Origin of the sequence: Piscibacillus salipiscarius JCM 13188 (genome assembly GCF_001311865.1) — a bacterium.
Classification (GTDB): domain Bacteria; phylum Bacillota; class Bacilli; order Bacillales; family Alkalibacillaceae; genus Piscibacillus; species Piscibacillus salipiscarius.
On sequence record NZ_BBCD01000012.1, the window covers coordinates 34,406 to 56,004 of the forward strand.

Annotated in this window: 20 protein-coding genes and 4 pseudogenes; 3 read left to right on the forward strand and 21 right to left on the reverse strand. The window is 37.7% G+C overall.

From position 1 onward, the window contains the following. Nucleotides 1-35: 35 nt before the first annotated feature. From queG to JCM13188_RS09610, 3 genes and pseudogenes are all read right to left on the reverse strand, one after another. The gene (gene queG, locus JCM13188_RS09600; protein WP_054753744.1) at nucleotides 36-1,136 is read right to left on the reverse strand and encodes a tRNA epoxyqueuosine(34) reductase QueG; all 1,101 of its coding nucleotides are present in this window, start codon (nucleotides 1,134-1,136) and stop codon (nucleotides 36-38) included. Nucleotides 1,137-1,489: 353 nt separating this feature from the next. Next, nucleotides 1,490-3,186: pseudogene (locus JCM13188_RS09605) on the reverse strand (ABC-ATPase domain-containing protein). Then, complete coding sequence (locus JCM13188_RS09610) at nucleotides 3,187-3,858, reverse strand: TVP38/TMEM64 family protein (protein ID WP_054753745.1); 672 nt, start codon at nucleotides 3,856-3,858, stop codon at nucleotides 3,187-3,189. 161 nt (nucleotides 3,859-4,019) lie between these two features. Between JCM13188_RS09610 and JCM13188_RS09615 the strand changes: the two genes are divergently transcribed. After that, the gene (locus JCM13188_RS09615) at nucleotides 4,020-4,895 is read left to right on the forward strand and encodes a DUF4349 domain-containing protein (RefSeq protein WP_279401652.1); all 876 of its coding nucleotides are present in this window, start codon (nucleotides 4,020-4,022) and stop codon (nucleotides 4,893-4,895) included. Between the two features lie 54 nt (nucleotides 4,896-4,949). Further along, nucleotides 4,950-5,573 carry a peroxiredoxin gene (locus JCM13188_RS18815; RefSeq protein ID WP_279401653.1) on the forward strand — a complete coding sequence of 208 codons (624 nt, stop codon included), beginning with the start codon at nucleotides 4,950-4,952 and terminating at the stop codon, nucleotides 5,571-5,573. Between the two features lie 196 nt (nucleotides 5,574-5,769). Here the strand turns inward: JCM13188_RS18815 and JCM13188_RS09630 are convergent, their stop codons facing one another. The 7 genes and pseudogenes from JCM13188_RS09630 to JCM13188_RS18840 form a co-directional block, all read right to left on the reverse strand. Next, entirely contained in the window at nucleotides 5,770-6,726 is a 957-nt protein-coding gene (locus JCM13188_RS09630; protein ID WP_279401654.1) for an alpha/beta hydrolase, read from the reverse strand. A 212-nt stretch (nucleotides 6,727-6,938) separates the two neighbouring features. Then, nucleotides 6,939-7,347: pseudogene (locus JCM13188_RS18820) on the reverse strand (DUF3231 family protein). Between the two features lie 11 nt (nucleotides 7,348-7,358). Next, the gene (locus tag JCM13188_RS18825) at nucleotides 7,359-7,679 is read right to left on the reverse strand and encodes a DUF3231 family protein (protein WP_279401656.1); all 321 of its coding nucleotides are present in this window, start codon (nucleotides 7,677-7,679) and stop codon (nucleotides 7,359-7,361) included. After that, a complete protein-coding gene (locus JCM13188_RS18830; RefSeq protein ID WP_279401657.1) occupies nucleotides 7,627-7,953 on the reverse strand; it encodes a DUF3231 family protein in 327 nt (108 codons plus the stop codon). Before JCM13188_RS18830 ends, JCM13188_RS18825 begins: the two co-directional genes overlap by 53 nt. Nucleotides 7,954-8,134: 181 nt before the next feature. Next, nucleotides 8,135-8,746, reverse strand: a complete 612-nt coding sequence (wrbA, locus tag JCM13188_RS09640) for an NAD(P)H:quinone oxidoreductase (protein WP_054753749.1) — start codon at nucleotides 8,744-8,746, stop codon at nucleotides 8,135-8,137. Between the two features lie 92 nt (nucleotides 8,747-8,838). Then, nucleotides 8,839-9,123 carry an alpha/beta fold hydrolase gene (locus tag JCM13188_RS18835; RefSeq protein ID WP_279401658.1) on the reverse strand — a complete coding sequence of 95 codons (285 nt, stop codon included), beginning with the start codon at nucleotides 9,121-9,123 and terminating at the stop codon, nucleotides 8,839-8,841. A 53-nt stretch (nucleotides 9,124-9,176) separates the two neighbouring features. Continuing rightward, entirely contained in the window at nucleotides 9,177-9,647 is a 471-nt protein-coding gene (locus tag JCM13188_RS18840) for an alpha/beta fold hydrolase (RefSeq protein ID WP_279401659.1), read from the reverse strand. Between the two features lie 76 nt (nucleotides 9,648-9,723). Between JCM13188_RS18840 and JCM13188_RS09650 the strand changes: the two genes are divergently transcribed. Continuing rightward, nucleotides 9,724-10,302, forward strand: a complete 579-nt coding sequence (locus JCM13188_RS09650; protein ID WP_054753750.1) for a Maf family protein — start codon at nucleotides 9,724-9,726, stop codon at nucleotides 10,300-10,302. Nucleotides 10,303-10,335: 33 nt separating this feature from the next. Here JCM13188_RS09650 and JCM13188_RS18845 read toward each other — a convergent pair whose 3' ends face one another. The 11 genes and pseudogenes from JCM13188_RS18845 to JCM13188_RS09700 form a co-directional block, all read right to left on the reverse strand. Then, on the reverse strand, nucleotides 10,336-10,761 hold the full coding sequence (locus JCM13188_RS18845; RefSeq protein ID WP_279401660.1) for a cytochrome P450: 426 nt from the start codon (nucleotides 10,759-10,761) through the stop codon (nucleotides 10,336-10,338). Between the two features lie 23 nt (nucleotides 10,762-10,784). Continuing rightward, nucleotides 10,785-11,552 carry a cytochrome P450 family protein gene (locus tag JCM13188_RS18850; protein WP_279401661.1) on the reverse strand — a complete coding sequence of 256 codons (768 nt, stop codon included), beginning with the start codon at nucleotides 11,550-11,552 and terminating at the stop codon, nucleotides 10,785-10,787. Nucleotides 11,553-11,699: 147 nt separating this feature from the next. Further along, nucleotides 11,700-12,443, reverse strand: coding sequence for an SDR family NAD(P)-dependent oxidoreductase (locus tag JCM13188_RS09660; protein WP_054753751.1), 744 nt, complete (start codon nucleotides 12,441-12,443; stop codon nucleotides 11,700-11,702). 59 nt (nucleotides 12,444-12,502) lie between these two features. Further along, a complete protein-coding gene (locus JCM13188_RS09665; RefSeq protein ID WP_279401679.1) occupies nucleotides 12,503-13,351 on the reverse strand; it encodes an NADPH:quinone oxidoreductase family protein in 849 nt (282 codons plus the stop codon). Nucleotides 13,352-13,502: 151 nt separating this feature from the next. Next, nucleotides 13,503-15,037, reverse strand: a pseudogene (locus tag JCM13188_RS09670) (acyl-CoA carboxylase subunit beta). A 35-nt stretch (nucleotides 15,038-15,072) separates the two neighbouring features. Continuing rightward, nucleotides 15,073-16,728, reverse strand: coding sequence for an AMP-binding protein (locus JCM13188_RS09675; protein WP_054753752.1), 1,656 nt, complete (start codon nucleotides 16,726-16,728; stop codon nucleotides 15,073-15,075). 18 nt (nucleotides 16,729-16,746) lie between these two features. Further along, nucleotides 16,747-17,726 (reverse strand): annotated as a pseudogene (locus tag JCM13188_RS09680) (phosphotriesterase family protein). 22 nt (nucleotides 17,727-17,748) lie between these two features. Further along, on the reverse strand, nucleotides 17,749-19,401 hold the full coding sequence (locus tag JCM13188_RS09685) for a long-chain-fatty-acid--CoA ligase (RefSeq protein ID WP_054753753.1): 1,653 nt from the start codon (nucleotides 19,399-19,401) through the stop codon (nucleotides 17,749-17,751). Nucleotides 19,402-19,742: 341 nt separating this feature from the next. Next, nucleotides 19,743-20,048, reverse strand: coding sequence for a hypothetical protein (locus tag JCM13188_RS09690; RefSeq protein WP_054753754.1), 306 nt, complete (start codon nucleotides 20,046-20,048; stop codon nucleotides 19,743-19,745). Between the two features lie 60 nt (nucleotides 20,049-20,108). Continuing rightward, nucleotides 20,109-20,813 (reverse strand): hypothetical protein, encoded by a 705-nt coding sequence (locus tag JCM13188_RS09695; protein WP_054753756.1) that lies wholly within the window; start codon nucleotides 20,811-20,813, stop codon nucleotides 20,109-20,111. 11 nt (nucleotides 20,814-20,824) lie between these two features. Further along, nucleotides 20,825-21,592 carry a hypothetical protein gene (locus JCM13188_RS09700; RefSeq protein ID WP_054753758.1) on the reverse strand — a complete coding sequence of 256 codons (768 nt, stop codon included), beginning with the start codon at nucleotides 21,590-21,592 and terminating at the stop codon, nucleotides 20,825-20,827. Nucleotides 21,593-21,599 lie beyond the last annotated feature (7 nt).

Sequence of the window (21,599 nt, forward strand, 5' to 3'; positions counted from 1 at the left end):
AACATCGTCCCCTTATACTTTTTCCTTGAAAAAATCTAACCCTTTTCCATCTCAAATAAAACATCATCATCAGTTTCTTTAGACATTGCTTCTTCAATCATTTCGCATGCGTCTGATCGTCCGATTTTCCCTATAGCCCAAGCCGCAGTACCCCGAATGACAGGTCTTGGGTCATTATGCATGAGGTCTTCTAATGTCTCAATTGATGTTTCATCTTTATAATGTGCTAAGGCAACGATAGCGTTACGTTGAATCGGTTTCTTGCCTCTCCAAGAACCTGACATGTTCCCGAAATTCTCCTTAAATTCCCGGTTTGAAATTTTAAGAAGTGGAATGAGTTTTGGTTTAGCTAACTCAGGGTCTGGTTCCATCTCAGGATGTAGATGATAATCCATGCCTTTATTCTTTGGACAAACTAGCTGACACGTGTCACATCCGTAAATGCGATTACCTAACTTTTCGCGAAACTCATCTGGTAGAAAGTTTTTCGTTAACGTCTGGTAAGCTACGCAGCGCTGGGCATTAAGCTGACCGCCTTCAATGAGAGCGCCTGTCGGACAAGAATCCACACAGATATTACAATCCCCGCACCCTTCTTCAATTGGTTCGTCTGGTTCAAACGGAATATTGGTGATCAATTCACCAAGATAGACCCATGAGCCATATTCTTCTGTAATGAGGTTGCAGTTTTTTCCAACAAAACCGATTCCTGCTCGCTCAGCCACAGCCCGGTCAGATAACTCACCTGTATCAACCATGGCTTTATAAGCGGCTCCATCTAGCTTTTCTTGTAAAAACTCACCTAACAGGTTAAGCTTTTCTCTTAAAACATCATGATAGTCTTTTCCCCAAGAAGCTCGTGCGAAAATCCCTCGGCGCTCACCTTTTCGACTTTTCGGAGCATTTTTCATACGAGATGGATAGGCTAAAGCAATTGAAATAATTGATTGAGCCTTTGGCATTAGCTGTGTTGGAGTCGTGCGTTCTTCAATGCTGCCCTTTTCAAAACCGGACTGGAAACTCAAAGACTGTTGTACAATTAAACGCTGCTTTAGTGTGTCAAACGTATCTGTAGTTGTAAAACCGATCTTTTGAACACCGATTTCCTCACTATATTTAATTAAATCTTTTTTAATTGCTTAATATCCACGCACGACCCTCCTTTTTATAAAAAATTACGTCGAATTTGAAGCGAAATTAATTTAAGACTAACTTGATGTGGACAAATGATTCATTAATGCGATCTTTTTATTCGAAATGCGGACAATTAAGTCGCTGATACGAACATTTATGGACAATATACGCACAATTAAATCGCCTATGCGAACACAACTAAGCGAAATACGGACAGTGTAGCCGGAAATGTGAACACTTTAATACGATATGCGGACAAATAATCCGTAGATAAGGACTCTTCTAAGCAAAATACGGACACAAGGTCCGCCGATACGAACAATTCTACACGGAATACGGACACTTCACCCGATAATTAGTCTATTTTAATTTTCCTCAAGCGATTAATAGCAGCCGCGATTTCAAATCGTCTCGGCTCTGCTAAATCGCCTGGGTGCTGTTCTTGATTTTTTGTGTAAAACTTAGGCCTTTCTGCTGCATTTCTTTTTCAAAGTGATCCAACCATTCAGTTAGAGTTAGATCCTCTTTAAATGGTGCATGCATCGCCATATATTTTAACATATTTGCAACCATTCTTGTTTGGGAATCATCGACAATTTGTTCAACTAATGATAGGTCAATAGCATCGCGTCCGATCATGACGGTGTGACGACTCTTTGCTTGAACTTTAGCTTTTTTACCTAATTTGTTTTTAATTGAATTAGTCACGACCGTTCGATTTGTCCAAGAACCGAATTCATTTAATGCATTCGGCCACTCAACTGGATGATTTTTGGCAATTTCACGTGCTTCATTGGTTACATTAACTGGCACATAACGGTCCATCATGATGACATTGTCAGCAATATCAAAATAATCACCTGAACCACCCATAACCAGTACCGTTGAAACATCTAATTCATCACGCAATTGTTTAACCTTTTGAACAAACGGGGTAATCGGTTCTTTATCCTTCACCACCAGTTGTTGCATGCGTTCATCACGTATCATGAAGTTTGTCGCACTTGTATCCTCATCGATTAGAAGAGTCGATGCCCCAGCTTCGAGAGCCTCCATGACGTTCGCAGCTTGCGATGTACTTCCGCTTGCGTTTTCTGTTGTAAATGTACTTGTATCAGAACTGTTTGGTAAATCATTAATAAATGGTGAAATATTGACTTTACTAATGCTCCGGCCATCCTCAGCGCGAACTTTAACTGCACTAGGATCTGTTAAAACATATTCTCTTCCATCACCGGCAATATGCTCATATACCCCTTGTTCAAGTGCTTCAAGCAATGTACTTTTACCATGAAATCCGCCACCAACAATTAATGTAATGCCTTTCTTAATGGCCATTCCCGCTAATGGTTGATCACGATACGGAATTTCAAATGACACTTCATTCTCTTTTGGACTTTGGAAAGGTACTGCATCATTTAAAGGCTTTGTACTAACGCCACTTTTTCTTGGTAAAATAGCTCCATTTGCAATAAACGCAATCCAATTCTCTTCCTTCATTTTTTCTCGAATGGCATCATGTTGGTCGGCCAACTGCATCGAGTTTGTTAGATCCTCTGGTTTTAGATCAAAAATAGAATGCTGCAGGATAGAAGGAATAGCTTTAAAGAAAAGCTTTTCCGCCTCTTTTCCATTAATTCTGCGACCATTTGCCGGCAGCCCAACTGATAAACAGATTGTCACGTCATCTTCAGTAAGCTTAACGGCAGAACGTTTTAAAATTGCCTGGTCAGGACCATCTATTGCGACCATGCCACTTTTGCCGCTTCCTTTAACGTGCGTATTCTCTTTAAAAACTGCTTGCTGCACCCTGCGTGCCATATAATCTTCAATATAAGTGTTACGTCTTTCTGTCTCTAACCAGGATTGGTCAATTTCTTGATATTTTCGTGGAATCGTTAAACGAATTTTTGAAGGAGCTGCAAACGGGTCTCCTTGAACATAATCAATGTGTAAATGGTAATTAGAAAAATAATAACTGCCTTGTAGACTTTTATAGGCTTTATAGCTCTTGCCATCGATTTGCTTCATTTTCTGCTGTAAAAATTTCATCTATGAACCCTCCGTCACTTTTTCATCCATTTTTTCAATTTTGCCCATTAAATTCTTTCTCCAGATAATTGGTGCGATAATTAAGATGACATATAAGATAATTACGGCTGTCATGGTCCAACGATTCCCCACCACTAAACTAGCACCCATGAAATTGTATATCAAGGTGCCTGGAATAATACCAATCATCGTTGCTTTAAGAAAATCTTTAAACCGTACTTTCGACAAACCGCACCCGTAACTAATAAGATCAAAGTTTACAATCGGTAAAAACCTAAGCATTAATATATAAAAGAAACCTTTCTCCTCAAAGTTGCTTTTTAACTCAAGTACTTTTTTATTTTTAAGTTTCTTGAAAGAATCTTCACCCATATAACGTGCAATCCAGAAAGCCACGACTGCCCCTAAAGTTGCACCAATAAAAGCAAGTATTGAACCCCACCATGCGCCAAATGCTAATCCGCCAACGATTGAGAACACTGAGGCTGGAAATAACGCTAAAGGTCTTAGCATAAACAATAATAAATAGAACGCTGGGGCAAACCAACCAGCCATATAAATAAATGTTCGAATATCTTCTGGAGAAACATGCCAAAGACGTTCATGAAAAGCATATAGTACGATGATAAAAGCAAATATAATGGTTCCTTTAATAACTGTTTTTAGCTGCATGATCGTTCACCTTCTAAGTCGTTTATATCACAATATATTCCCTGAGATTACTTTACTTAATCAAAACTGTAACTTTGCTTAAATTAAATCGACTGTATATCTAAACAAATTTAGGGGGTCAATTTAATGAAAAATGGGTGGTGTTTCTTAGTCTTTGTTTAATGATGGGATTGTACGCATGTAGTAACGACTCAGCGAATGAAAGTTCAGAAGGAGAAGCTGAATATGATATGGCTGAAGAGTCAAGCCAATCAAAAGAAGGGTTCTCGCAAAATAATCAATCTGAACAATCCACCGAAGAGGTTGCTGATGAATCCGAGGAAAAATCAGCAACAGACTTTGATAGCACACAGCAGATGATTATTTATAAAGGAAATATTGAAGTTGAGGTTAAAGATTTCGGTAGTATGGCTTCACGTATTAAGCAGGAGCTTGATCAGATTGGTGGATATATCGTTGAATCCAATCAGTATTTGCAAGGTGAACACAAGAAAAAAGAAGGTTACATGGTCGTTCGAGTTCCTCAAGATCACTTTGATTCATTTATGTCTGGATTAGAAACAGACAGTTCAAAGATCTTAAGTCGCAGCCAGCAAAGCGAAGATGTATCGGAAGAATATGTAGATCTGGTATCTAGGCTAAAGGCAAAAGAAGCTGTTGAAACCCGTCTTCTTCAATTTATGGAGGGAGCTGAAAAAACAGAAGATTTGCTTAGAATCTCAGATGACCTTTCCAAAGTTCAAGAAGAAATTGAACAAATCAAAGGCCGTATGAATTACTTAGAAAACCACGTTGCTTTTTCAACCATTCACATCAATATCACTGAACGCAAAGTAAATGTGCCAAACGTTCAATCACAAGAAGATTTAAATACGCTAGCAAAAGCGAAACAATTATTTATGAATACGGTTAATTTTCTATTATCAGTCGCATCTAGCTTACTCGTTTTAATTGTTGGGTTATCACCGGTTTTAATTCCATTACTTATTATAGGGGTTATCATTTTTATAAAATTGAAGCGACAAAAGACGAATTAATCAATCAAGCTCTCCTTGAATATAATACATTATTAATTTATAAGGAGGGCTAACATGCAAAGACCTAACAATCCACCTATTACGGTTGATGAGTTAGATGAGCGTACATTACCATTTTGTGCAACTCGCGATGACCCAGCCCCATTATTCACAGCAGACGCATTATTTAATAATCAAATTCAATCCATTGATTTAGAGGACTATCGTGGGTCTTGGGTTATTCTATTTTTCTATGCAAGTGATTTCACCTTTGTCTGACCTACTGAACTCGCAGCAGTTGCTGCCATATATCCTGAACTTCAATCTATGAATACTGAAGTTCTCGGAATAAGTACAGATAGTGTGTTTGCTCACAAAGTTTTTAAGGAAACTTCACCATCTGCAATGACAGTCGAGTTCCCGTTAGTGAGCGACCGCAATCAGCGAATTAGCCGTGGGTACCGTGTATTGGATGAAGAATCCGGGACGTCTTTTCGAGCAACGATTATCGTTGATCCAGACGGAATCATTGTTTCCAAAATGATTTACCCTAGAGAAGTAGGTCGTAGTTCCGATGAGATCTTGAGACTCATGAAAGGAATACAATTTGGACGTGAAACTGGTTTAGGGGTACCTGCCAACTGGGAACCAGGAATGGACGGAATTCAAAGGAATTTCAATGATATTGGAAGGTACTAAATATTTATATTTGAATACTATGTAAGGGGCTTAGGAAATTTCTAAGTCCCTAATTTAATTCAATTACATTTTATATTTCCCTTTGTTTTGAAAAGAAAATTCATATATTTTTTAGTCAAAAAAGCACGTGAATCCAAATATAAATTCACGTGCAAAAAAATATTTGTATTTGAAAGTTTTCTGACGCAATTTTAATTTACTCCATGTACTTTTTTAAGAATTGCTCTAATGTCTCAATATATTCATCACGATAAATCGCAAAGGCTTCACCGTGACTTGAGTTTTCAAAAACCTTAATTTGCGCTTCACTATTCGTATGTTTGTACAATTCTTTCGTCATTCTCGTTGGCACAAAATCATCGCTGTTACCATGAATATATAATATTGGGACCTCTGCCTTTTTAACTTGCTTTAATGCAGAAGCTTCTTTTAATGAATAGTCGGCTTTCGCTTTAGTTACTAGACTAGTCGAATCTAGTATAGGAAATGATGGTAAATTAAACATACGTCCCATTTGATAGTCAAACAAATCATACACACTCGTATAAGGACTGTCAGCTACAATCGCGTTCACATTTGAGGGCATGTCCTCTCCACTAGCCATTAAGACGGACGCAGCTCCCATTGATAAGCCATGAAGGATAATTTCCGTATCTTCACCTTGTTTTTCAACTAACTTGTTCACCCAGTCAACTAAGTCCAACCGACTATGCCAACCAAAGCCTATATAATCCCCTTGACTTTGGCCATGGCCTCGCAAATCTACTGAAAGCATGTTATACCCTAGTTCTTCATAATAATATTCACCGTAAAGCCCCATGTCTCTAGCTCGACCCAAATAACCATGAGCAAACACTACGGTTTTATTAGTAGGTTCTTCAGCTTCTAAATAGTAACCTTGCAGTCTTAAATCATCAAACGACTGAAGTTCCCAGTATTCGAAGTTTTGATTATCGACCCACTCACGCCAACCACCACTTACAAACACGTCCATGGCTTCACGAGACACGACTAAATCATCATTATTTTGCAGAAAGTCTTTCTTTTCACGTTTAATAGCTAAATCATAAAAATAAAAACTCGCAAATATATCTATTAACATTAGTAAAACTAATAATCCTATCCCGACCTTAACCCATTTCTTTTTTAACAAAGTCCTTCCCCTCTCGATTCTCTGGTGCTTATGTCCTATTATACAGAAAATTCGGGATAATTGTCATTGGGAATCGGTGGAATTTAATATTGGTTAAATTTAACTATAACTCTTCAACAAACTAGAAAAGCTCTAGTTATTACTAATTTTAATATGTTAACACCAACCTTTACATATATAAACAAAAAGCTACCGAAGTCGGTAGCTTTTGTTTACTTCTTATTCTTTTTACTCAGCTCATCTCGGTCGACAGATCTAGGAGGCTCTTCCATCCAACCATTCTCAATCATAAGACGAGTGCCAGCATCTGCATATTTAACCAATTCAGATACTAACCTTGAATAAGTTAATCCTATATCACGGCGTGGGCTTGCGGCCATTGCTGCGCCATAATAAGCAATACTTAACCCATTCAAAGCTGACGTATAAAACATCATCTTACGGTCTGAATAAACATAAGTCGTTGAATCCGTTACTTCAGAATCCCATGTCATTGGTTGAGGAGTATCGAACTTCTTTAAATACGAACAAAATCTCGCAATGTTTATTTGCAATTTCTTTACCTCTTAAGAAGTAATCTGCGACGTCACGATTTTTGGTTACTTGGCTAAATCCCATCATGGTTGCTGCACCTAATGCATTCCGTTCGTAATTGGCATAAAATTCATAATTTCTGCACCAGTTAACGGCCTTTTTTCTTTAAAGAATCCAGCCAGAAAGTTATTGTCTTTAACAAAGTCATAGTTATCAGGTGTAGGTAAATATGGCGATCTTTCATAAAGTCCTTTATCTAAAAGAATTGACTTTGACTTTTGAATTAAACTTACAGATTCTTCTAAACAGTTATGAAAAAACTCAAAGACATCATCTCGAACAGCTGTTGTAATGGCATTACCATAATTATTGACTCCTATTTTCCCCCATTTGTGAAGTGGTGGTAAGGAAATACACATCCGTAAATAACCTTGGAGCTGTTACATCCACATCTTCATCAAGTTTAAACCCATGAGGAACAGGATAATTTTCTTGATTAAAAAATCCTTCAATTTGTTTAACATGTGACTCTGAGATACTCAAAGCTAATTCTAAAATTTGCTTAATATCTGGATCATCAACATGATTTAATTGATATTTGTAGTGACAAATAGCTCCAGAGTCATTCATATAGGTGTTCCACAAATTGGTTATTTCTGAGGCTGTTAAATTGTTTAAACCGCCTGTGCTCATGTTAACCCCTCTTTACATATAGTAAATTTATGTTTAATTTGCCCTAAATGGTTTATGATATTAATAATTTTTAAATTCAATTTGAATCTAAATTTTAGTTTCTCAAGCTTATTAGGTTAGACAATCACAAAATATAAAAACACCAATCAAAATTGATTGGTGCTTTGACAAACATTATGCGTTAACTTCTTGACCTTTTTTTAACTAATGATGCAACTTCAATCGTACGTTTAGCTTGGTGCTTAACAGCGTCTTTAACATCTTCAACCATGTTACCTTCTTGATCAACCGTAACACTTACGCCATACGGGTTGCCGCCAGAAGCAAACTGAACTGGATCAGTATAACCAGGCGCTGCAATGATGGCACCCCAGTGCATCATAGACGTATAAAGTGCTTGTACAGTTGCTTCTTGACCACCATGAGCATTTGAAGCTGATGACATCGCACTTACGACTTTATTAATCGTTTTTCCATTAGCCCAAAGGCCACCTTGCATGTCTAAGAATTGCTTCATCTGAGATGGTAAGTTACCGAAACGAGTAGGTGTGCTGAAGATAATCGCATCTGCCCACTCAATATCATCTGAAGACGCAACAGGTACGTCTTGAGTTGCTTCATAGTGATCTTTCCAAGCAGGATTTGACTCAATTGCGGCTTTAGGTGCAAGTTCTTCCACTTTGAGAACTTTAGCGTTGGCACCCGCTTCTTGAGCTGCTTCTTCAGCCCATTTTGCCATTTGATAATTCGTTCCTGTTGAGCTGTAATATACAATTGCTAAATTAATTGCCATGTTAAAAAACTCCCTTCTAGTTGTAAACTTACTTTTTGTAAGCACATTTGCTATTGTAACGATAAAATATCTTGAAGTCAAGATAATGGGTTTTAAGCAAATTTAAGAATTTGTTCCACTACTTCAACAGGTTTTTCCTCAGTGATTAAATGACCAGCTTGATCATACGCAATGAGGTTCGCATTAGGAAGTTCTGATGCAAGCTTTTGCCCAACCTTAAATGGGACAACCTCATCTTGTTTTCCCCAAATTAATAAAGCTGGTGTATAAATTTGATTTAAATCTTGTGAAGACAAATCACCTTCACGATGTCTAAGTAAGCGAATCAATGAGTGGGGAAAGTCCTTTTCCAATAAAGGTCTTTTATATTCTTCCATCATTTCATCCGTAATTAATGAATGATTGAATAAAACTTTTTTAAGCTCTTCTTTTACATCATGTTTGTTAATATGATAATGGACATAGCGATGGAAAATGGTAAGTATGAACTTAAGATTAATAATTGGTTCGCTCGCTTTAAGTACCCAGAACTATTTAATAAAATTAATTTTGAGACTTTTTCTGGGTAAAATTTAGCCACATTCAGACTAACTTGACCACCCATCGAATGACCGACTAATGTAACCCGCGTTATATGAAAATAATCCATAACTTCTTTAATCAATTGAGCATAGTTCTCAAACGAATAGCGAAATGACTTAGATTTTTCACTACGACCAAAGCCTGGTAAGTCAATAGCTATAACTGAATAATTCTCAGATAGCTTGGACATGATTCGATGAAATGTATATGTAGATGATAAATATCCGTGTATAAGTATAAGCGGCGGTTTCTCAGAAATGTTATATTCGCAATAAATATTGACATTCATAACTCGGATGGTTTCTTTATTTAAACTCATAATCGTATCCTTTCTCTTATTGCCTATATGTATTATTTTAACGATTTCAAAAACTGATTAAAAACAGGAGGATTTTATGGAACCAAAATTAATCCTTGGTTCATCATCACCAAGAAGACAGGAATTGCTCAAACAAGTTCATATTCCTTTTACGATTAGAAAACCAGAAGCCGATGAATCTCAAATCACCGAACAAAACCCTGAAAAGAAAGTGGCTCATTTAGCTCAGTTTAAAAGCAGACACATCAACCTTTTAGATTCTAATGAGGTGATACTGTCAGCCGATACAGTCGTCTCTTTTCAGAATAAAATATTTGAAAAACCTAAAAGTAAAGATGAAGCTTATCACATGATTTCCCTATTGAGTGGAAGTATACATGACGTGTACTCCGGGTTTACAATCCGTACGAACACAGAAGAAAAAACTTTTGTCGAACGAACTGAAGTTGAGTTTTGGCCTTTAGATAAACAAGACATCCAGTGGTATATCTCAACAGATGATCCTTACGATAAAGCTGGTGCTTATGGTATCCAAAGCATTGGCGCCATGTTCGTTAAACAGATCAAGGGCGATTATTACAATGTTGTAGGCCTCCCCATCTCTCGAGTGGTTAAAGAGCTAACGAAATTCGGAATTAAATCAGAATATAATTAAGGGCTAAACATATCATTTAGCCCTTCATTTTAATTATGACCTTTGGTTTGGGGGAATATCATTCATTTGATATTCTGGTTCTTGATCAGGAAACTCAAACGTCACTTCATTTATGAAATACTCCAAGGTAGTTTTTAGAATTTTAATCGTAATCCATTCTCCTGCGCAACGGTGTCCAATATCAAACTCTCCTCCACCTTGAGGAATGAAATCAAATGGGGTTCCCTCCCATCCATTAAATCGTGTAGGTTTAAACTCATCTGGTTCATCCCATATTTCAGGGTCATGATTCGTTCCATAAAGGTCTAAAAATGTTACCGTATCTTTTTTAAAAATATAATTATTCCACGTAAAATCTTTTCTGACCCTCGCAACAACAAATGGGAAAAATGGATAATAACGGCGAACTTCTTGAATAAATTGCTCGGAGTTGAGCTCACCATTTTTAATAGCTTTCACCTGTTCAGGATGCTCAAACCAACCTAAAACGTAAAATTAATATATACCGCGATGGCTACTAACGGTCTAATTAAGTTTAATAATTCAACGGCCGCTATATGTTGATCTAGCAACTCACCGTTTAAATCTTTGTGCATGGAAAATTGGTAAAATGCACGAGATCGATCCACGTTAATACGTTCTTTTCTAACCTTTTGAATTAAGTCTTCAAGCTTACTTTCAAGTTTTTGTCTCGACCATCTAGATTTAATATTTTTTGGTCCAATTTTAGATGCATATTCAAATAGTGGGCTTAAGTTAGATGCCCAATACTGGACTTCCTCTTCTTTGTAAGGAACACCTGTCCACCTTAAAGCAATACGAGTTAAGACAACCTTTGCCGCTTCATAAATTTCTACTTCATCTGTTTCTTTGTTTATATAACTCTGCCATTCCTCTTTAGTTAATTGTTGAATTTCATTAAGTGCCTCTTTTGTCATTAGGGACATGAACATAGCTTTTCGGTGCCGGTGTTCTTCCCCATCAAGTCCTTGTACTCCACCCTGTCCTAGAATTGTCTTTTGAGCGCTAGTAGGAGCCGCTTCTTCTCTATAAAATTTATCTGTATCATAGAACAGTTCCGCTTCTTTTTTTCCAACCATACAAATGGTCTTTGCCCCTAATATCCTTGTCAGAACCACTCTGGAATCAAATTTCCCAGTTCGATTAAGTATAAAATAATATCCTTCTCTTAATAATTCTATAGAATGATCCCAGCCTGTTTCCTTAGGGATTTTCCTCTGATGAGACATGATTTGACCTCCGGTAAATGACTTTTTCCTTAGTATTCCCAATGTGTAGGAGGTAAAACATCACGTTCCGTTCAAAAGATTACCTGAATGTCATCTCAACCATTTGATTAAATTGTTCCTCTTTCTCTACAAATGGATTATGATAGCTTACATATTCAAAGTCCCGCCATCGACAACAAGTGTTTCTCCAGTAATAAACGAAGCTTCATCTGATGCTAAAAATAATACGGCATTCGCAATCTCCTCGGCTTTCCCAACTCTTCTTAAAGCATTAGCCGTTGATAAAACCGGCCATTTGTCAGTTTCCTTCCAGTTCTCAACCATTTGCGTGTCAATCACACCTGGAGCGACTGCATTAATTCTAATATTCTTTCTGCCAAACTCTGTTGCAGCTGTCTTAGTTAATGTGATTACACTTCCTTTTGAAGCTGAATAGGCTGACACCAGTTTCTGACCTTTGATTCCAGCAATACTAGCTGTGTTCACAATCGAAGCACCTTCGCTCATATGAGGAATAACATATTTCATTCCATAAAAAACACCATTAATATTTATATTGAACACACGTTGCCAATCATCTATTGATACATCTGGTAGTTTCATCTCTTGACTTCCTACACCAGCATTATTAAATAAAATATCAATCTTTCCATAGGCTTTTAAACAATCATCAACCATTCTCTCTACATCAGATGAGTTAGACATATCACATTTAGAAAATACGGATTCCCCGCCGTATTCAATTACTAGCCTAGCTGTTTCCTTTACTTCTTCTTCATTAACATCTGCAACTAGCACTTTTGCTCCTTCCTGCGCAAATCGTATGGCCGTGGCCCTACCAATTCCGCCCCCACCACCTGTTATAATAGCTACTTTATTAATTAAACGCATACTGTAACCTCTCCTTAAGTTTAAAAATTGAGACCCAAGAACTTGGGCCTCACCATATTTTATGGAATTGCTATTAACTTCCCATACGACTTCCGTTCGCCTAACACTTCTAATGCATTTGGGACATCCTCAAGTGGGTATTCGTTATAAATCAACGGACGAAAATCTCCTTTGTGATATAAATCCATTAAGTGATCGTGAATCCTTCTTACTTCCTGAGGATTTCTTTTTGCAAACAGTCCCCAGTGAACCCCAACTATAGAATAGTTTTTAACTAAGGCATGATTAACAGCAACTTCTGGTATTCGACCCCCAGCAAAACCTATGACTAATAACCGTCCATCAAAGGCGATGCATTTTTTCGACCGATCAAAAACATCCGCACCAACTGGGTCAAAAATAACATTTGCACCCTCACCATTCGTTACGTCTTTAACGACCGAAACAAAATCATCCTTATTATAGTCAACGACCACATCTGCTCCTAGATCTTCACAAACCTTTACTTTCTCAGGGCCACCTGCTGTCGCAATGACTTTAGCACCTTTCGCTTTACCTAATTGAATGGCTGCAGAGCCAACACCACCCGCTCCTGCGTGAACTAATAGGACTTCTTCCTTTTGAAGTTGACTACGGTAAAACAAAGCATAATAGGCAGTTTGGTAAGTGATAAACATACCCGCTGCTTCACTTGCAGACATTGAATCTGGTACAACATAGACAGATTCTTCAGGCGCTACAACAAACTCTGATAAACCACCTTCTGGTAACCCAGGTGTTGCTAGTACCTTTTGCCCTACTTCTAATTTAGATCCTTCTCCCACTTCACGAACAATTCCGGATATCTCAGACCCCGGGGTAAAAGGAAGTGGCGGCTTTTCCTGATACTTCCCTTGGCATAATAAAATATCAAAAAGTTAAGAGAGGCTGCTTCCACCTCTATTAAAACCTTTCCTTTTTCACACTTGGTTGATCAACCTCCTGAAGTTCTAAAGCATCTTTTGGATTCCCTAGTTTTGTCACTTTCCAGCTTCGCATATACGTTCCTCCTCTATCACTCTAAAATCCTGTTGGCCAGTTTGCCAATTTTCTTTCACTAATTGAGCCCTTTTTCGAGCAAGAAAACTCAAGTGTTTGACTGATGAACTTACGAGTTTCTCTTGGGTCAATAATGTCATCTATTAAATATTTTCCAGCTGCTTTTTCAGGTGAACTATCAAAGCCCCAAAGCTTTAGAAGCTCTTGGCGTTCCTTTTTTACATCATCCGCTTTCTGTAATTCACGACCATACACAACGTTAATCCCCACCTCAGGACCTGTGAAATTAATTTCTGCTGTCGGCCATGCGACGACAAAGTCAGCTCCCATTCCTGGTCCGCACATATTTCCATAAGCAGCTCCGATGCTCTTCCTAATAACAATGGATATTTTAGGAACGGTTGATTGAGCAAGAGCTTGGTTCCACATCATAATCTTAGTAGGGATTTTATGTTTTTCTGCCTCACTAGAGACTCTAAAGCCAGGAATATCATGTAAAAATATGAGCGGAATGTGGTAAGAATCACATAAACAGATAAAGTCAGTTGCTTTATCGCATTCTTTAGGACCTGCTGAACCTGCGAATTGCATGGGTTGATTTGCAATAATTCCAACGACTCTGCCGTTTATTCTAGTTAGACAGGTTAATAACGCCTTTCCAAATGTTGGTTTTAATTCAAAATAGTCACCATCATCAGCAATTAATTCGATAACTTTTTCATGTCATATGCACGCGTTCTCCTGGTAGGTACAATTTCTGTTACCTCATCTATGACACGCTGCGGATGATCGTTAGTAGGTTGCTTGTAAGGTTCAATACCTGAATGCTGGGGCACATAACTTAAAAATTGTTTAATCTGTTCAATTGCTTCTTCTTCTGTTTCAGCAAATTGATCAACCTGTCCAGTGTATTCGGCATGAACTTCCCAGCCGCCCAATTCTTCATTAGTCACTTTTTCTCCTGTTGCCACTTCTAACATTCTAGGACCTGCAACTGCCATAGAAGTACCCTTTACCTGAGTTACAAAATCAGATGAAACGGCAGTCCAAGTCGGTCCACCAAAGCTATCCCCCAGTATTGCCGTAATCATCGGTACTGACCGGTTATGTTGTAGTAGCTCTTGAGGGAAGAGCATTTGACTAATCCCATCAGATCCCATTCCATCTGGCATTCTTAATCCGCCGCCTTCCATTAAATTAATTAGCGGCATTCCTCTTTTTACGGCGAATTCATGAGGCTTTAGTTTTCTGAAATAAACCATACCTTCTGTTCCGGCAAACACGGTTTTATCAGATGCTTGAACCACAACCTGTCGATCATTAACTTTGGCTAGACCAGTAACCACCCCATCACCTGCACTTTTCAGATCAGCACCAGGTTGATCTGAGTGAGCCAAGGATCCCAGCTCTAAAAACGATCCGGGATCCACAAGCAAATGAATACGCTCTCTTGCGGTTAGGAAACCCATTTGATGTTGTTTTTCAATTTTATTTAATCCACCGCCTAATTTAGCTTGTTCCTTCTTTTCTGTTAAAACCTCTAATTCTTTTTTCATTGAAATCTCCTTACCCACATTTACTTACTGTCTAATTATTCTTCTTTTAATAGTCGTCTTAGCACTTTTCCAGAGCTTGTTGCAGGAAGCTCTTCAATAAATTCAACAGAGCGAGGATACTTATAATCTGACATATAATTCTTTGCCCAGGAGATCACTTCTTCTTCTGTAATTCTTCCAATCCATTCAGGCTTTAAGACTATAAAAGCTTTAACACTTTCTCCTCTTGTGGCATCTGGAACCCCAATGCATGCGACTTGCAAAATAGCATCGTGTTCGCTCATCAATGCCTCAACATCTTCAGGGAAGACGCTGTAACCGGATGATTTGATCATCTCTTTTACTCTTCCATTAAAATATAAGTAACCCTCTTCATCTAACTGTCCGATATCTCCTGTGAAGACCCAACCATCACGTAAGGTCTCTTCAGTAGCCTCCGGACGGTTTAAATAACCTTTAAAGACACCTGGGCTTTTAATCACAATTTCACCTTGTTGGCCTGGCTTAAGATCTTCCCCTGATTCAAGGTCAACAATTCTTATTTCAGTATCGTATGTTGCAATACCACATGACCCAAATTTAATGTGATCGATTGGCATAAATGTGTCGCATGTATGAGTTTCACTTAGTCCGTAAGCTGCCTCTAATAATACACAGCCGTCAGTTAATTGTGACCATACAGAAGCAAGCTTTTCATCCACGTTCATTCCGAAACTTGTTGCGAAGTTTAACTTTAATGATGTTAGATTGCGCGTTTCAATGTTTGGATGATTAAGAATAGCTGCATTCATTGGAGCTACGGTGTAAAGTTTACTTATTTTATATTTCTCAATAGATTGAATAGCCGCCTCTGGTTCAAATCTTGTCAGTAATACGCATTCTAAAGATTGATAGACAGGAATATTAACACCCATTACCATACCTGCAATATGACATAGTGGGGCCGTTGCAAGTGTTTGATCTGCTTCATTAACCATGTAGGCTTGTGCAGTTGCAGCTGTTTTAAATAAGGCATTGCCAAAAGTAAGCATCGCTGCCTTAGGTCTACCAGTTGTTCCTGAAGTAAATACCATTAGACCCACGTCATTCCACAAATCTATTTCAGCTGTTTCTATTAGAGGCTCAGTTGACTTAATACTAGTTACAAAATCATAAGCAGAATTTGTATTAACATTACCTGTATTTAACTCTTTAGGTACAGGTAATGTTGGATTTCCAGGTAAATAATTCGCATAATTTGTGGTGATTACGAACTCAAGTGAAGGCGCCTTACTGCTCACATTCTTAATTTGTGTATACAATTCTTGACCTGCAATCACGACTTTGATCTCCGCTTCATTAAGAAAATAATCAAGTTCGGATTCTTTGTACATTGGATTTAAAGGAACCACAACTGCTCCAATCATCTGAATAGCATAATGACCAATGATATATTGCGGTGAGTTTTGCAAATAAAGAGCAACTCGGTCCCCTTTCCGAATTCCTTTTAGACTTAAAAACTCAGCTAAACGCAAAGCATCATCTGCTAACTCTTTCCAAGTGAGATTCTGTCCATAAAAAACATACCCAGACTGGTTAGGTTTTTCCATTGCGTTCTTTAATAAATAGTCATGCAGAGGTTTCTCTCCTAAACGATAAGTTAACGTCTCAGGCACATCTTTTGGCCAGCTTTTTCTTAATAAATCTCTCAATCCGCTCCCTCCTACTTTTTATTTCACTAAACTACTAACCTCATTTAAATAAAACAATTGATCTATATCCTCATCTGATATTCCACGCTCTTTAAGCTGAGGTACAATATTTTCGAAAATATGCGTTGGGTGCCAGTTGGCAACTAACATAGCAACTTGTTCATCCATCTCTAGAGGACGTCCCATCCAATGTGTGATCGAATCATGTGATAACATAATTTGGCCAGCGTACCCATCCTCAAACAACTGGACAATCGTTTCCACTCGCTCATCATCCGTAGGTGCACCAACCATTTTTGTAGGCCGAATCGATCAAAGCCAATTTTCACACCGTATTTCATTGTTTCTTTATGATAGTCAGGGTTCGTATTGCCACACATATGTCCGATGACAATTTTATCTGGATTAACACCTAACTCCGTTAAAAGCTTCGCCTGCTCTGGCCCCATAGTCCCTTCTTGTGTATGTGTGATGATTCGAATTCCGGTTTCTTTATGGACTTTTGCGGCGGCTTCAAAAAACATTCGTTCATAAGGGGTAATGGTATCTTTACTTGTCGCAAGTTTAATATAACCAGGGCGTATGCCGGTCTCACCAATTCCACCTGTAATTTCCTCATAGAACATCTCATAAATATCTTTCTCAGCTGTCCCTAACGACTGACGGAACTTAAAGTACGGGGTGGCCCCCTCACCTTCGTAGTAATAACCCGTAGAACAGATAATTTGTAAGCCAGTTTCCTCTGAAATCGCTTTCAAAACTTCCGGGTTTCGACCACACTCATTTGGTGTCGGATCAACGACTGTTTGAACTCCAAATTGCTGAACTGCTTTAGCTGCTTGAACTCCTGCATCAATGGCATCAAGTTCATTAAACCTACCTAACGTGATATCCCCTTGAAAACCTGGATATCCAAAAACAAAATGCTCATGAATAAGTGTCTTCCCCATCTTCTCAACTGGAATCTTACCTGTTACCGTTTCAATCCATTCACCCATCTACATTCATCCTTTCTAATTTTTAGCTGTTCTTTTGTAACTCGCGCCAAAGAATTTTCCCACTACTTGTTGTAGGAAACTCTTCTTTGAATTCTACGATTCTAGGATATTTGTAAGCTGCCATTTGGTCTTTAGACCAATTGATCAAATCTCCTTCGTCTACTTCCCCTTTATAATTTTCTTTTAGAATCACAAACGCTTTAACTGTTTCGCCTCGTTTTTCATCAGGCGCACTGACCACACACGCTTGCTGAACAGCTGGATGCTTATATAAAATGGATTCTACCTCAGTCGGCCACACTTTATATCCAGACGCATTAATCATTCGCTTAAGACGGTCGACTATGAAGAAGTAACCATCTTCATCCATTTTGACGATATCTCCTGTTCTGAAAAATGACTTACCATCTAACGTAATAAATGACTTTTCATTTTCTTCATCACGCTGGAAATACCCTTTGAAAACTTGCGGTCCATTAACGACTAGCTCACCTTCTTCATTTGCCCCTAACTCTTCTCCACTCTCAAGGTCTATCACTCTAGCATCAACATCAAAAGAAGGAATGCCTAAACACTGTAATTTAGGACGATCTGGGGGATTAAAGTGAGTATGAGAAATGGTTTCTGATAACCCATAACCTTCCACAAACCTTAGTCCAGTTCGGTTATATAGGTCTTCACCCACAGCTTCAGGTAAAGGTGCTCCTCCTCCACCAATTTGAGTAAGAGAAGAAATATCGTAGTTTTCTAAATTTGGATTAGAGAGAAAATCGATTAACATGGTACTAATATTAATCCAATGATTACATCCAAATTCCTCAATGGCTTTTGCTGCATTTTCACGATTCCAGCGAGTTAGGATAACTAGCGTCCCACCAGCATAAATAGGTGTTAAAGCACTATGAACTAAACCCGTCACATGGAAAAGAGGCAGTGTCGTTAACGTAACCGTATCTGCCGTCATGTTCATCCAGTGAGCGGCTCCGACTGTATTTGCTTGTACCGTTCGATTCGTGTGAATACAACCTTTTGGAAGGCCTGTCGTGCCAGAGGTGTAAGGAATGACAGCAACATCATTCTCTTTGCCGTTAAATTCAGTAGCCTTTTTCTCAGCTTGCATTGCTTCATGCCAAGAGATTACTTCTATATTCGTTTGACGTGGTTCAGTAACAAGTGAAGGTAGTTCAAGTGAAGTGTTTGACTGATTAATATAATCAGAGTAAGTAGCAACGATTAACTCGCTTAATAAGTGAGATTCTTTAAGAGGCAATACTTTATTAATTAATTCTTGTCCAACGATCCCATGATTAATACCGCAGTCTTTGACGTAAAATTCCAAATCCTCCGTTACACTCATTGGATTAATGGGAACAACAACAGCACGAAGACGTAATATAGCAAAAAAACTAATCAAAAATTGAGGTGAATTTTGTATAAACAATAAGACTTTGTCCTGCTTTTGAATTCCTAACTCATGCTCCAAGTACCCTGCCAGCTTCTGGGCTTCAGAATAAATCTCTTCGTAAGTATACGAAGCCCCATAATACTGCATAGCCACTTTGTCTGGATACTTTCTCGTTGTCATCTCCAAATCTTCAAAAAGCGTTGTCTTAGGGACTGTTAATGACTTCGGCAACCTTGCTGGCCAAAATTCAAAGTGTTTCGTATTGTTCATAAAACTAACTCCTTTCATAGAATATTAAACGACATACCAACCAGTAAGTATGAAAAGGTGAAAATGATCTTGAAAAGTTCTCTACTATATATTTTAGCATACGTACCAGTTAGTATGTTCAGAATTTTTAATATATTATAACAAACTAGCAAAGTATGAATCAATATGAAAAATCAGTTACCCAACTAGATTTGCATTTTGACGCAGCTAAAAAATGAAGACGAATTTTAGGGAGTAAATTAACCCCTAATATTCGTCTTCTTCTAGGTCAAGACATGTTTTGTCCTGGCCTCTTTAATATATTCTATTTCAGTCTATTTAATTACAAAATAACGGAAGACCTAATAATTTAAAGCACTCTTTATCTTCTTCCTCTTCCTCATTTTCTTGACCATCATCAGTTTGATTGTCTTCATCAGATTCTTCGTTATCCTCTGGTTGGTTTTTTCTTGAGGGGATTCATCTGACTCTTTGTTTTGGTCTGAGTTTACCGGATTTGTGATTTTTTCTTTAGTATCATCTATAATATCTTTAGTGTCATCAACTATATCTTTCGCTTTATTCGTCGTTTCATCGTTTTTCGTTTCTTCATTCTTCGATTCCTCATTAGTTTGACGGTCTTTTTTCCTCAACCTCAGTAATACCATTAATTTTCTTCTCTACTGTTGCAATATCTTTTGTAACGGATTCTACTTCTTTTAATAAAGTCATCGATTGATCGGATAATTTTGATGTCTAGTTTCTGTTTTATTAAATTCTTCAATGAATGCTTCTAGTTCTTTGACCAACTCTGTTTGATTAATGATACGTGCTTGAGAATCTCCGTATTTCTCATAAATTAATTGGATAAGCGTATAATACGTTTCACCTTTCTTTTGGTCCTTTGCTTTCTGAATAAAGGATTCGTACTTATCCATCCGTTCTTTTATCGAATCAATTTCAGATGACACTTGATTCATCAACTTAACCAACGTGCTCGTGTTTTGATATAAAGAATCATATTGATTCTGCACATCATTAGAAAGTGATTTTAATTTTGTTCCTAATTTACCCTCATTAGACTTGAGTAATTGATCAATTTTATTATGTGACTGATCAATCTCATTTAAGTAATTGCGATTCTGAATTTGACTGTATAAGTTATTGGCTTTATCTAATAATGTTTGAAGATTATTTAGACGTTCTTGATCTTTCTCATAGTCGTTTTTCGTTTCATTTATTTCCTTTTGTTCCTCAATTAAACTTTTCGTGGTAGTAGCATTTTGATCAATTTCTGGTAGGTTTTTCAGTTGATCTAGTTTAGATTCTGAAGAACTTTGGCTAACTTTTATGTCACACTCTTCCTTATAACATGTTTTAATCTCCGTATCTGGAAGGCTAATATTCTCTACACTTTGTTCGACTACTTTCATGGTGACGTCTTCTAAACAAACATCGACATATAGCGGTCCCAGATTAATACCATCCAATAAGGCAAAATAGGTTCAGGCTGAACGGCATTTAAGATTTGATTTAAACCAACATTGACTCCTAACACGTCCATTAGTTCAGCTATTTCTTGTTTGGTAAATGGATTAGACAAATCAACATTAGGTTCATACCCTTTTTCTCTTAATAGTTCTGTCAACAGCTCTAGTGATTCTGTAAGTGGTAAATCACCAGTCGTGTTAAAAAACTCTTCATAATCAATATCTGGACCATTTGCTTGACTCAATAATTTAATTAAATCATACCCCATGGTTTCAGATGCTGACTTGATTTGATTTAATGATGTATTTTTTAAAACTTGCTCTAAGTTCCCATTATTAAAGACAGATAACACATCAACCCCGCAAAAGCCACCTATTTCTGGAAAAGAATGACCAGCTGTGGTTGCCTTTAAATTTTTAACAGGAACAGGGCCTTCAGAGGTAATTTGCGTCGTCATAGGACCACTTGGTGTGCCCAGTTTGCTGACGATCGTGAGTCCTTCAATCGTACCTGAACGAATATCAATTTTCCCAAGTGCTGCCCCTAGTAAGTTCATTTCACCTTCTACTTTTTCCGAATGAATGAGAAAGCCAGAATCACCACTGTTTTCTTCACTAGCCATTGCAGGTTGCTCAGAGAAATAAGGTACAAGCACTCCAATAATTAATACAATAATTAAACTTAATTTATACAATCGATGAAATTGGTGACGGTCTTTCATAGACATG